The following is an 11738-nucleotide window of genomic DNA, read 5'->3' on the forward strand; positions in this document are numbered from 1 at the left end:
CCGTGCCATGCAGTCAGCTCGCATTCTGAGCAAGCAGAGAAAGCACGAGGAGGCCGCAAGGATCTACGCCGACCTTGATGCGAACGGAAAGCTGGCACCAGAGGATCGGAAGGCGTGGGGGTGGGAACTCTACCGCCTAATCAAAGACGAACTCGAACAGACGCAGGACGAGAAACTGTCTCCGCCAGTTGTTCAGCGCGTGAAGAGGAACCTGAACACCTATCTGAAGCTAGCGATTGGCGGCCCCGACCTCCTGCACAGCCTCATGCTGCGGCAAGCGTTGCGCCTGACAAAGGGCGAACAGCTCAAGCTTCTTCCTTTTCTTCGCCTCTGGAACCCGGATCAGTTCAACGACGAGGACTTCGACCGGCAGACGGGAAAGGACGGCAAGACCTACCCTTCCCTCGTCGAGCAGGTGATCCAGGCTGCGTCGGCCGAGGCAGCCCAGAGCGATCGCGTGGATGACTGCCAATTCATTTTGCCGCATGTGCAGGCCGCGATGAAGCGCTTCCCGGATAACATCTGGCTCAAGTTCAATCTCACGAAACTACTGCGGGGTATGGGGCGTATTGATGAAGCGCTCAAGCTGGCCGTCGAATTTGCGCGCGAGAAGGCTTCTGAGTATTGGGCTTGGGAACTGATTGGTGACCTGGTGCCAAACGATATCGATCTGCGGCGCTCGTGCTATGCCAAGGCCCTGAGCTGTTCACAGGACGATAACTTCGTAGGGAAGGTCCGCCTCAAGTTCGCCGCTCTGTTGGAAGAAAGCCACCCTGCCGAAGCCCGGTTCGAGGCAGAGCGAATGATTGCACACCGCGCCCGCGCCGGATACGCGATACCCCGCGAAGCACAGAGTCTTGTTGAAAGACTTTCTGCGGTGACGCCGAACACGACTGATCGCGCCTTCTATGGCAGCCTGAGCGATGCGGCGGAAGCTTTGCTTTTCTCGCACCTCCCGTGGACCGATGCGTGCCTCGGGGACGTTTTCACCATCGAGGGGCGAGATGGTCAGAAGCCTCGAAGGCGCCGCAGAATCTATGTGAAGGAGAATCCGTTCGCAATCGAGCTGAGCCTGCCCGACAGCCATCCGGACATCCGCAGTTTGGCCGAAGGAACGCCGATCAAGTTGCAATTAGAGACATCAAAGGCCGAGCCAAAGCGCACAATAATTCACCGGATCAGCCGCCGGGAAGACGGCACACCCATGGACATCATGCCCTTTCGGGTTGGTGTCATCGACCACATCAACCATGGAAAGTCTCTGCTTCACGTCATCGTAGCACGCGGCGTGGATGGAACTTGCCCAATCTCACTTTGCCCGTGGCAGGTGGAGATTGGAACCACCGTGGCAGTTCGTCTTTCCCAGCACCATTCGAAGAACGGCCTTCGCACGCGTATTCTCGAAATTGAACCCACCGAACAATCACCTTCTGCTGATGTCTGTCGCCCATTCCGCGAGGCAACGAACGTGACGCCGAGCGGGCTGGGGTTCACACTTGGAGATATCTTCATTCCTCCTCACATGATCACTGCTGAAGGGGTACAGGCGGGCGATCTTGTGGAAGGCGTGGCTGTTGCAAGTTTCGATAAGAAGCGTGGGAAATGGGGAATGAAGGCGATCAAGGCGAAAGTTGTCGCGCGAAATCACTTCGACTTTGGAGGTGAAAACGATGACTGGGAATAGCCGCCGCAAAGCACAGAACTAGAGCAATTCTCTCTATGCTTATCTTCCCAATCGCTTTGCCCTCTCGGCCATCCTGACCACCTGCGCGCTCGCCGTCGCCGCGGCGCTCTTTACCGCAGCAGGAGCGTGTACAGTTCCACGTCCAATCGCCTCACCCGTCGTGAGCGCCCCTATCCGCGCCCTGCCCTGGACACCAGATGTGTTAGCCAGCCCTCGCAGTACCCCTGCGGACCCGCTGACGATCGCCGGTGCCGCCGCCACCATTAGGTTTCCCGAGATGCCGCGAACGATCAGGGGCGTTGCCGCGACGAAGCCCTTGGCCAAGAAAACCATGACGAAGAACGGCACCAGCGAGCCGATGTTGGTCGCGGAGTTCGGATCACCGATCTGGGCCAGCAGCGAATTCGCCATGCCGACGACGGTCGAGAACATGGCGGCTATGACGATGGGGTAGAAGGCGTAGCTGATCGTCGTCGAGACCCATCTGTGAAAAAAATCCTTGGTCGCGTCAAAGAGCGACAGTGCGATCATGATCGGAGCGAGGCCGAGCATGAGGGTCAGCATCATCTTGGCGAATATGAGCACGATGCCGGTCATGAAGCCAAGAAGGCTCAACAGAACGAGCCCTATGCCGCCCAAGATTGCACCTGTCATCCAGTTCAGGTTGCTGCCGATGGCGTTCAAGTATTGGCTGAACTCTGAAATGAGATCATCGAACTCGGCCGCGAAGTATGTGGCCCCCGCCCCTCCGCCGCCGACCGAGGAAATCAGGGCTCCAGCGACATAGTCGAGCCCGCCGATGATGGCATTCGCGACCGCGTTGAAGTTGGCCCAGTTGAAGGCGAAGAGCCCTATCAACATCAGCTTTATCAGGTACCAAAAGAAGCTGGCCCCATCCATGCTGCGGAATTGGAAGGCCATATTGATGCAGACGCCGATCAGCGAAAGAGTGGCCATCAGCAGGACGATCGCGCCGACATTGCCTGCCACAGCCCCGAACTGGGATTCGGCGGCATCGACAAGGAACGCATCTGCGGTTCCGACCATCCAGCTGACGACACCCACTACCAGGACCCTTGCGCTTCGCAGATATCCTGCACTTCACGGGCGATCTGGTTTTGTTGGTCCCTGAGGGCTAACCGAGCTTGAGTATGTTCCGCCTGAGTACTTGTCGCAAAACGTTCTTCATATTCCGCCGAGGCAGCATCCCAAGGTGGGAAGCGGATGTCACAGCCACAATCGCCCGATGACGTGATCGCCTGCCAAGAACGCAATTCGTAGAGCCGCATCATGGTTCGAGCCTTGTAGGCGTCCCGCGGGTCGATTTCGTCCATCCAGGTCGGGCGCGCCGGACGTTCGTTGCAGATCCGGTATTGTTGCGGCGACATATCGACCGTGAGATCGTTTGAGATCGGAGGCGAAGTCTGCGCCACAAGTGGGCCCGCAAGGGCGGCAAGCGTGACTGCGAGGATTGGTTTTCGCATCTGGGGGGGTCCTTTTTTACTCAGCGGCAACGGAGGGGCTCTTGTTGCCTCTGCCGTCGACCGTGTCGAGGTTCAAATCTGTGGTTTGACCCGGCAGGAAGAACTCGGTGATTCCGCGCGCGCCTTCATGGCGGCCTGCCTGAATGATCACGTCGATCGAGCCCTCAATATAATCGATCATGTCGGCATAGGTCATCGGCACATCCGTTTTCAGGGCAGCGATGGCGAGGCGACGAACAGCAAGTTGTGGGGTCTCGGCATGGAGCGTAGTCAGCGATCCACCGTGGCCGGTATTGATTGCCTCGAGAAACGTCATCGCCTCGCGCCCGCGGACTTCGCCTAGGACGATCCGGTCAGGTCGCATGCGAAGCGTTGAGGCCAAGAGCACATCGGCACTGCGGGCATCCGTGTCCCGGTCCGCGATCAACGTCACGGCATTGGGCTGCTCGGGGCGCAGCTCGGCCGCCTCCTCGATAGTGATGATCCGCTCTTCGGGCGCGATCAGCGAAAGGATCTTGCGCGCCGCGACCGTCTTGCCGGTCGATGTACCACCCGAAACGATCATGTTGAGCTTGTTCTCGACGCAGAAGCGCAGCGCGGCGTCGATGTCGCCGGAGGCAACCACATTGCGCAGCGCGGCGTTTCGCTCGCGCCGCAGACCTTCGAGGCTGCGCTCCCTTCCAAAGAGGAAGCCGAGCCGGATTGCCTCCAGCGGCAGGGAGGAGAAGAACCGCAGTGATATTGAAAACCCGCCCTCGACTGCCGGCGGCTGGATCACCTGCGCGCGGATCGGGCGATCTCGATATAGGATCGAGACCGAGACAATGGGCTTCTTCGTGCTGAGCGTCGTCGAGGCGGCCGAGGCGATCTGGTTGCCGAGGTCCTTGATCTCGGTCTGGCTCAGCGGGCTGCCGAGACCTCGCATGAAGTGATCGCCCTGGAATTCGCCCCAGACTTGTCCGTCGGGATTGATGCAGATCTCGATCGTGTCGTCGCGCAGGACCTCGGGGCCGAAACGGTCAAGCGACGCTTCCAGATAACTTGCAGCCATGTCAGAAAATCTCGAGATCACGATCGACCATGACCGTGATCCGTGTACCCTGATCGACATGTATCACTGGCCGGATCGCCAGATAGTCCTGCATCACGCTTTGCGTGCTATCGCGCAGATCCGTGCCGACATCGCTCGCAACATCGGCCGCCGCCTCGCTGTCGATTTGACCCGCTGCAGCCGCAGGCAAGGCGCCGATCAAGGAGATCAGCGCGGCGGAGCCGAAGCGTTGCGCGAAACGGGTCTCGACAAACCCGGTGGTGCCAGTACGGCCAAGTTCGTCTCCACCGAAGGCGCTGATCTGCACGGTCTGATTATCGGGCAAGATGATCCGGTCCCATGCCACCATGACGCGCGATTGGGCGAGTGCGACATCGGAGCGGTAGCGCCCGATCAGCCGCGCGCCGCGCGGGATCAGGATACGCGTTCCATCGAAAGAATGGACGTCTTCCGAGACGATGGCGCGGATCGCGCCGGGCAGTGTGCTGTCGAGGGCCGTCTCTGTCACAGCCTGAATCATGGTGCCCTGAACAACCGTGTTCGATGGGTTCGCGATCACTTCGGCACGTGTCACCTGTGCAGGTTGCGCGCCCGAACGAACAAAGGCTTCATCTGCATTCAGACGTGCGGCTTCCAGCGAATTCTCCCTATCCGCACCTGCGCCCATCCCCGAGAAGGCGATCATAGGAGACGCGATACGCTCTGCGCGGGCCTCGGCTTCGGCTGCGCGCCGCCTTTCGAGTTCGGCCAGCCGCAATTCTTCTTCACTTGGTCCCAATGAGGTCGGCTCTGGTGGCGCAAGCCTTGCAAGTTCCAAGTCCATTCGGAGCTGATCCAATTCGCGATCCCGCTCTGTCAGCTGCCGCTCGAGGGCACGCTGCGCCTCGGCGGATGCTTCCTGTAAGGTGGCAATTTGCGCCGTCAGGTCCGCAATCGCCTGCTCCGCCCCGCTGTCCGCGGCCTCGGCCGGTCTTGCGCGTAGTTCCTCGAGTTCCGCTCTCAATGTCGCAAGACTTTCCATCAGCGCGAGTTCCGACTCGCTCGGACCTGTGTCCGTAGGCGGGGCTTGGCTGGGCTCCGGGGCAGAAATCGGCGCCAGATCTCCGAATCCGGGGCCGCTGCTCTGGAACTCTTCCGGCGCGGCGGTCGCCATTGGCGCTTCTGCCGACGGCTGCAGGGCAGCCCACGCCAGACCACCTGCTGCCGCGATGCCGACGACTCCAAGGATCGCGGCAAGCGGCGCAGGCCGCTTGTTGGCCTTCGCTTTGCCTGTCGAACCTTCGAGAGCCGCGAGGCGCGCGGCGAGGTCTTCCGTACCTTCGGTCATGATGTGGCCTGTCCTGCGTCCTGGACGCAAACCACCTCTTCGCCAAGGCGAAGGACCCATTGTCGGTTGACGCCGGACACGCGGATGACGCCGTCACTCAAGGCTTGGCTGTTCACCGCGCGTTCCCTGCCGTTCGAATATCGGAAGATGGCGGGCACCGGCGCGTTCCGTGCGAACCGGAAATACGTGAAGGTACCATCATCCCAGATGGCCGTCGGCGTGAACTCTTCTCGGGCGCTGACCGCATAGTTCGCATTCGGCGCATCGGCCGCAACCGCCCTGGTGGGTTGCACGCGGTTTTCAGGATAGCGGAACTGCACGACATAATGCGGCGTCTCCCGGGCTTCGACGACATGGAAGTAGTAGGAGCGGCGGTTGGTGTAGACGGTGATGTTGGTGGCGACGCCAGATGCTGTCGGCTTGATGGCGAAGGCACGGCCACCCGGGACACCGTCGAATTGAAACCCGACCGTATCGCCGGCGATGATCGAGCGGATGGTTTCACCCTCACCGAATTCGACTGTGGTGACGCGGGTCAGCGTCGTGACGACACGGTAAACCTGGCCTTCAGTCCAGGTCGCCACGCGCACGCGATTGTCATGAGAACCTGGGCGGGGCGTGGTTTCGGCCAAGGCAGTTGTTCCCGCGAACGCGAGAATACTGGCGGCCAGCAGCGCAGAGATTGGAGTGCGAGTCATTCGGAACGGTCCGATCGGATGGCATATTGGGTGACGGTGAAACCGAAAGGGTTTTGCCAGACATCGTCGATCGCGCGGGTCCGCTCGGGCCGGAATTCGAACATCAACGTGGCAGTGAACGATCCATCCTGTACCCCTTGCGGGCTTGTCAGGCGCTTTCTGAGCCGCACCTGGGCGCGGTTCTCGCCAATAAGGGTGATCGATGCGATCTCAACGGCCATCTCGGCCGCAGCCCCGTATCGCGTCGGCGGATAGTTCTCCTGACCCGATGTCCACATCGCGCGCATGCTGGCCTCGGCCGACCCGGAAGACTGTGCCAGGACATGGCGGACACGAAGATCGTTGTCGAGCTGGTTGTAGGTTTCGCGGTCGAGAATGTAGCGGTAGATTTGCGCTTCGATCACGGCAGGGCGTTCGGCGAGCGACACGGTTTCAACCGTGGCATTGGGGAGCGCCATCCCGGTCGCGGGATCGTAGGGGACAACCATGGGAGGCGGCGTCTCGACCATCAGCGCGACAGCCGCAGCTGTCAAACAGCCGAATACACCAAAGCCTGCTCCAGAAATGCCGATCATCCGCCAAAGCTGTTCCCGGCGCAGGGCACCGTAGACAAGTTCCTCTTCCACGAGTTCGCGCGTAGTCATCACCCCTGCCCTACTCATGGCTCAAGGTCCGGCAAGGTGAAGTCCATGTAGCGGCGTTCTTCGGCAACGGTGGCGGCGTCAACCACGCCTCCATTGCCTGCGCCTAGGGTTTGGATCGCTTCCAGCTCCCACATCCGGGTCATGGCGATGGCAAGTTCCGCCGTGACGCGTGTGTTATGATCCATCGAGGCTTTGAGATCTTCCATGTCCGGGATCATCTCGACCAGACGTTCCACCCGCTCGAGAGACTGTTCCGCCTCTGCGTGGCTGTTCTGCGCCGCCGCCGACATCACAGCACCTGTGGTTGCCCGCGTGGCCACGCCTTCGGCGCCCGGATTGCCGCTGGTGGCGATCTCGCGGAGTGAATCCTCGTCGAACCCGGCGCTTGCCAGCGCCTGTTCCATCTGCGTGCGCATGGGCCCGGCATTGGGCCCGATGAGAGCGCTCCAATCGCCCGCCTGGATGCCTCGGATCAGGCCGGGGATGTCTTCGAAGTTGGCCTCAAGCAAGGTGTCGAGGTCCCCGCCCATGGCGAGCCCGAGGATGCTGCGCGGCCCGGTGAGCGAGGCATACATCTCGTTCAGCTGATCGAGCTGGCTTTGCAGCATGTCCAGTTGCTCCAACGCATTGTCCAGAAGATCGGTCTGGATCCCGAAATCCTGCAGCATCTGTTGAAGCTGGCGGATTTCCTGAGCAATGTTCTGAGTGTCCACCGTGGGCACACCCTGTGCCGCGACAGGTCCGGTGACATTGAGGGTGAGCGCGAGAGCAATGCTACCGGCGAAAAGGGAACGGGGCAGGCGCAGGTTCAACGCAAATCCTCCTGACTGAAATCCATGTATTGCCGCTCGGCAGCCTGGGCCGCCGCCAAGGCGATCTGCTCGGCACTGAGTGGCTCGGTTCGGGCGGCCTTGATCCGGGTCCGGATTGCGACCAGCCGGGCCAGTTCGGCCCGGGCATAGGTGTTGAGCGCGATGGCCTCGTGGAGATCCTCGGTCTCACCGATGCGGGTGATGATGTCCTGAACCCGCAGGGCGGCGGCACGGACCGAAACCAGCGAATAATCGCCATAGACCCCGGCGCCATGGGCCGAGAGGCTGAAACTCGCGTTGGCGAGGAGCACAGGGTCGATGGTGCCGAGCGCATCGATGCCGCCTACGGCCGCGAGGTAGCTGTTGTACTGCTGCGGGATCACCACGACATAATGCTGGGTTTCCGCGAATGGTGGCACACCGCCATAATCCTGCACATTGCCCGGCCCGGCGTTATAGGCGGCGAGCGCATGGATAATGTTGCCATCGAACATGTTCAGCATTTGTGCGAGGTATCGCGCACCGCCGGTGACCTGCAGATAGGGATCGTTGTAATAGGCCGGGTAGATCCCGAGATCGCCCGCGGTATCGGGCATGATCTGGGTAAGTCCGAAGGCACCCACGGGTGAGCGTGCCCCGATCTGGAAACGGCTTTCCTGCCAGATCAGCGCCTGCAAGAGACAGCGCCATTGCACGAGCGAAAGACCTGCGCGGCCGACCCCGGACAGACTATGGGTGTCGCGTGCTGCGCGGATGATCAGCTCCTCGATCCCCTCCCTGGCATCGCCGAACATCCGCGCTGCCGCTGGATTGGTGTCCTCGGGTGCATAAAGACTGGCGGCCGCGCTTTCGACGTCGTCTACCGCCCCCTGCCCCGCCTCGAGCCCCGCCACGGTTCCGGCCACGTCTCCAGCGCCAAACGACATGGCATCCATCAGCCCTTCGAGGGAGGCGAGTTGCTGGCGCTCGATTTCGGCCAGTTCCTCCTCGCGGCTTAGCCGGTCCTGCTGCAGTGCCAGGTCCCTATCGGTCTGCTCAAGGATGGCCTGCCGCTCTGCGAAGAGGCGCAGATCGAAGGTCGGCACGCCTTGGGCGACCGCTGGCCCCGCCGTGGGACCTGCCAGTGCAAAGCCGATCATCGAGAGAGGAAGCCAGGTCCGCATTGGCTCAGCCGCCTGCCCCCAAGAGGACGAAATCGCAGGCCGTGTCGCGGCGCGTAACCTCCGCCCCCATGGTCGAGATCGTGGCGGTGGCGGTTCCTGCCTGCGCAGGAGCCTCGCGAAAATTGAAGCAGTTGGCTTGCGGGGGGTTATGCTGCGCACAGGCTGTCAGGGTCAGGCCGAGCCCGAGCAGCACGACGCTGCGAATGATGGTACGGGTCATGTCACTCTCCAGAAATCAGGACGTTCACGATAATCGGCGCCGACAAGCGCTTCGCCCTTCTCCATTCCGCCAAGGATGGTCACGAGCGGGCCGAGCGCGCTGAGATCGGCATCAATCACGACGGAACCACGGTCGTCGCGTACAAGCGCGAGCCGCGAGGCCGAGCCGACGCCCAGAAGCACGTCGAGCTCTTTCTCGGTCAGGCCGAGCATCGCGTAGTCAGCGGCGGAAGCACGAATGTTGGGCAAGAGCACCTGCGTCGGCACCGCTTCCACGATGGTCTTGCCGGTGCGCGTGCGCTCGAGCTGGCTGGCATATTGCGTCATCATCACGACGACGGCGTTCTGCTTGCGGGCGGTCACCAGCCAGTTGCTGAGTCGCTCCGCAAAGTAGGCGTTGTCGAGGGCTTTCCATGCTTCGTCGATGACGATGATGGTGGGCTTGCGGTCCTCGATCACCCGCTCGACCCGGCGGAAGAGGTAGGACAGGACCGCCATGCGTTCCCGCTCGCTCTCGGAATCGAGGATGCCGGTGAGGTCAAAGCCCGCGACGTCTCCATCGATGCTGAAACTGTCCTCGGCATTGGCCCCGAAGATCCAGCCGTAGCGACCCTCGGCCGTCCATTCCAGCATACGCTCGAAGAGATCGCCCTCGTCATCGGTCGAGACCAGCAGCGAGGCGAAATCCGACCAGTTCCGTAGGCCCGCATGTCCTGCGCTAGCGTTCTGGCGCACGACTTCCTGCAGTCGGTTGGTCTGAACCGGGGTTAGCGGTCGATCGCGCCGCTCCAAGAGGCTCGCGAGCCAATCAGCAAGCCATGCTTGGCCCCGCATGTCGATCTCGGTCTGGAGCGGATTTAGGCCCGTGGGGCGCCCCGCCCGCACGGTCGAATAGCTGCCGCCGAGCGCGCGGACGGCCATCTCCATGCCCGCGCGATAGTCGAATACGAAGACCCGCGCACCTGCTCGCCGTGCCATGGTCATCAGGAAAGCCGCCAGGACGGATTTGCCGGAGCCGGGACGGCCGAGGATCAGCGTGTGGCCTCCCGTGGGCTCGCGATCCGGCGCGCCCTGTTCGTGGAAGTTGAAGCGAAAACCACTGCGCTCGGGCGTCGGAAAGAGCGTGATCGGCACGCCCCAGGGGACTTCCCGCCCTGTCTTTCCGAGCGGGGTGCGGTGGAAGGTAGCGAGATCGGCGAAGTTGTGGTTCGTGATTGCGGCCTTGCGGCTGCGCGCCCCTGTGTTCCCGGGATGCTGCGCCATGAAATGCGCCCGCGCCCCGAAGGCTTCCGAGATCAGGTTGATCCCGGAAGTGGCGGAGATGTTGCGGATTTCGGCCGCGATGTCGTCAAGCGCCGTCTGGGTGCGGGCATAGACGGCCACGGTCATGTGGTGCTCGCCGAAGATCAGGCGTTTGGATTCCAGATCGTCCTGCGCGAGTTCCAGTTCCTGGGCGAGACTGACGGCTCCGTCATTGGCGGCCTGCATTAGCCGCAGCTGCCGCTTGATCCGGCCCGCCATGATGTTGGCGTTGATCGGCACAAAAGAGTGCGTGACCACCATGTCGACGGGCAGATTCAACTCGTCGAGCATCAAGCTATCGGTCTTGGCCGGGTAGTTCTTCACCGCAAAGATCGCCCCGAGCTTGTCGCCGACGGCACCGTCCGAGAGTGCGATGGTCGTGCCGCGGAAGGTGACGCGCGTATTGGCTACGTCCTCGGCGATCACACCGAGGCGCGACCGGGGGAAGAGCGGGTGCTCCTCGCCCGTGTTGAGTGAACCGAGGAAGCCCAGAAGCTCTCCGGTGCTTGCAGCCAGCAGGCGGGGCTTCAGCTCATCGAAGGAGGACAGTAGAAACCCCACAACCTCGTCGAGCTTGCGCAAGCGGCGGGTGGTGTCGGCCGCATGTCGCGAGCGAGACGCCCCAAGTCCTAACGGCAAGCGGCTGCGGGTCTCAGGTCGCTTCAGCACCGTCAGGGTTAGCGTCTTGTCGCGCAAACCCGCGCGGCCTAGATGCGCGTGCCATCGTTTGTCGACGGCAGCCGCAAACCCCTCGCCCGGAACGGGCGGCAGTGTCACGTCGACCGCTTTCGAGACCTTGTGCAGGTAGAATGAGAACTCGGTCCCGACCTGCGCCACGATGCCAGCCAGCAACCCTCCGATCCGGTCGAGATGCCCGTCCTCGCTCGTGGTGCTGTTCACCCCCTCGAGCCTGATGCATTGCATCAGTTCGTTGCCGCGTGTCCGGATCGCCCGGTCGGTGACAAGGCTGACGTATGGCAGCATCGACGAGAGCCGCTTCTCGCCCTTGACCCATGCGGGTAGCGCGGTCAGCGGATCGATGGCGTTCTCAACCTCATAGGCAATTCCATCACGGGGCATAGCTGTCGCCTCCGTGCAGCTTGCGATTCGTCGTGGGCGGGGTTTCCTGCAGGGTGATCACCAGGACATCGAGGAAGTTCGGATCCCAGTCTGCGGCCTTCCAGAGCGCCGGCCAGGCCAGCCCCGCGAACACAGCGACCACCCAGCTCTGCACCCAGAGGAACAGAAGCGTCGAGCCGAAGAGCCAGACCATGGCGTACATGATCGGCAAGCCCATCAGCTTGGGTGGCCTGAGAAGGCCGATGAACACGCGGGACTGGTCAGCCATGGACGG

At 62.0% G+C, this 11738-nt stretch carries 12 protein-coding genes; 1 reads left to right on the plus strand and 11 read right to left on the minus strand.

The features are described 5' to 3' along the window. Positions 1-1684 (plus strand): hypothetical protein (locus WMK75_RS12030; protein WP_347267914.1); only part of this gene is annotated, 1684 nt, incomplete at its 5' end. Positions 1685-1723: 39 nt separating this feature from the next. On the opposite strand, the gene WMK75_RS12035 is transcribed toward WMK75_RS12030, so the two are convergent. From WMK75_RS12035 to WMK75_RS12085, 11 genes are read right to left on the minus strand one after another with little or no spacing between them, the layout of a single operon-like run. After that, on the minus strand, positions 1724-2749 hold the full coding sequence (locus tag WMK75_RS12035) for a type IV secretion system protein (protein WP_347267915.1): 1026 nt from the start codon (positions 2747-2749) through the stop codon (positions 1724-1726). After that, positions 2749-3168, minus strand: a complete 420-nt coding sequence (locus tag WMK75_RS12040; RefSeq protein ID WP_072703958.1) for a hypothetical protein — start codon at positions 3166-3168, stop codon at positions 2749-2751. Before WMK75_RS12040 ends, WMK75_RS12035 begins: the two co-directional genes overlap by 1 nt. A 16-nt stretch (positions 3169-3184) precedes the next feature. After that, positions 3185-4219 (minus strand): ATPase, T2SS/T4P/T4SS family, encoded by a 1035-nt coding sequence (locus tag WMK75_RS12045; RefSeq protein ID WP_347267916.1) that lies wholly within the window; start codon positions 4217-4219, stop codon positions 3185-3187. Position 4220: 1 nt separating this feature from the next. After that, entirely contained in the window at positions 4221-5546 is a 1326-nt protein-coding gene (locus WMK75_RS12050; RefSeq protein WP_347267917.1) for a TrbI/VirB10 family protein, read from the minus strand. Continuing rightward, complete coding sequence (locus WMK75_RS12055) at positions 5543-6244, minus strand: TrbG/VirB9 family P-type conjugative transfer protein (RefSeq protein WP_164736715.1); 702 nt, start codon at positions 6242-6244, stop codon at positions 5543-5545. Before WMK75_RS12055 ends, WMK75_RS12050 begins: the two co-directional genes overlap by 4 nt. After that, on the minus strand, positions 6241-6888 hold the full coding sequence (locus tag WMK75_RS12060; protein WP_347267918.1) for a type IV secretion system protein: 648 nt from the start codon (positions 6886-6888) through the stop codon (positions 6241-6243). Before WMK75_RS12060 ends, WMK75_RS12055 begins: the two co-directional genes overlap by 4 nt. A 14-nt stretch (positions 6889-6902) precedes the next feature. Beyond that, a complete protein-coding gene (locus tag WMK75_RS12065; protein ID WP_218631265.1) occupies positions 6903-7700 on the minus strand; it encodes a type IV secretion system protein in 798 nt (265 codons plus the stop codon). Then, complete coding sequence (locus WMK75_RS12070; RefSeq protein ID WP_347267919.1) at positions 7697-8863, minus strand: lytic transglycosylase domain-containing protein; 1167 nt, start codon at positions 8861-8863, stop codon at positions 7697-7699. The genes WMK75_RS12065 and WMK75_RS12070 overlap by 4 nt, the downstream gene beginning before the upstream one ends. A 4-nt stretch (positions 8864-8867) precedes the next feature. After that, entirely contained in the window at positions 8868-9083 is a 216-nt protein-coding gene (locus WMK75_RS12075; protein WP_028095514.1) for a hypothetical protein, read from the minus strand. Further along, complete coding sequence (locus WMK75_RS12080; protein ID WP_347267920.1) at positions 9080-11464, minus strand: type IV secretion system protein B4; 2385 nt, start codon at positions 11462-11464, stop codon at positions 9080-9082. The genes WMK75_RS12075 and WMK75_RS12080 overlap by 4 nt, the downstream gene beginning before the upstream one ends. After that, the gene (locus WMK75_RS12085) at positions 11454-11732 is read right to left on the minus strand and encodes a VirB3 family type IV secretion system protein (protein ID WP_009574151.1); all 279 of its coding nucleotides are present in this window, start codon (positions 11730-11732) and stop codon (positions 11454-11456) included. Before WMK75_RS12085 ends, WMK75_RS12080 begins: the two co-directional genes overlap by 11 nt. Between the last annotated feature and the right edge of the window lie 6 nt (positions 11733-11738).

It is taken from the genome of Paracoccus sp. (in: a-proteobacteria) (assembly GCF_039808215.1).
In the GTDB taxonomy this organism is placed as follows: Bacteria; Pseudomonadota; Alphaproteobacteria; order Rhodobacterales; family Rhodobacteraceae; genus Paracoccus.

Coding starts and splice junctions, on each gene's coding strand:
- WMK75_RS12075 (WP_028095514.1), bottom strand. CDS start 9,083: ATGACCCGTACCATCATTCGCAGCGTCGTGCTGCTCGGGCTCGGCCTG.
- WMK75_RS12085 (WP_009574151.1), bottom strand. CDS start 11,732: ATGGCTGACCAGTCCCGCGTGTTCATCGGCCTTCTCAGGCCACCCAAG.
- WMK75_RS12070 (WP_347267919.1), bottom strand. CDS start 8,863: ATGCGGACCTGGCTTCCTCTCTCGATGATCGGCTTTGCACTGGCAGGT.
- WMK75_RS12080 (WP_347267920.1), bottom strand. CDS start 11,464: ATGCCCCGTGATGGAATTGCCTATGAGGTTGAGAACGCCATCGATCCG.
- WMK75_RS12040 (WP_072703958.1), bottom strand. CDS start 3,168: ATGCGAAAACCAATCCTCGCAGTCACGCTTGCCGCCCTTGCGGGCCCA.
- WMK75_RS12060 (WP_347267918.1), bottom strand. CDS start 6,888: ATGACTACGCGCGAACTCGTGGAAGAGGAACTTGTCTACGGTGCCCTG.
- WMK75_RS12045 (WP_347267916.1), bottom strand. CDS start 4,219: ATGGCTGCAAGTTATCTGGAAGCGTCGCTTGACCGTTTCGGCCCCGAG.
- WMK75_RS12050 (WP_347267917.1), bottom strand. CDS start 5,546: ATGACCGAAGGTACGGAAGACCTCGCCGCGCGCCTCGCGGCTCTCGAA.
- WMK75_RS12055 (WP_164736715.1), bottom strand. CDS start 6,244: ATGACTCGCACTCCAATCTCTGCGCTGCTGGCCGCCAGTATTCTCGCG.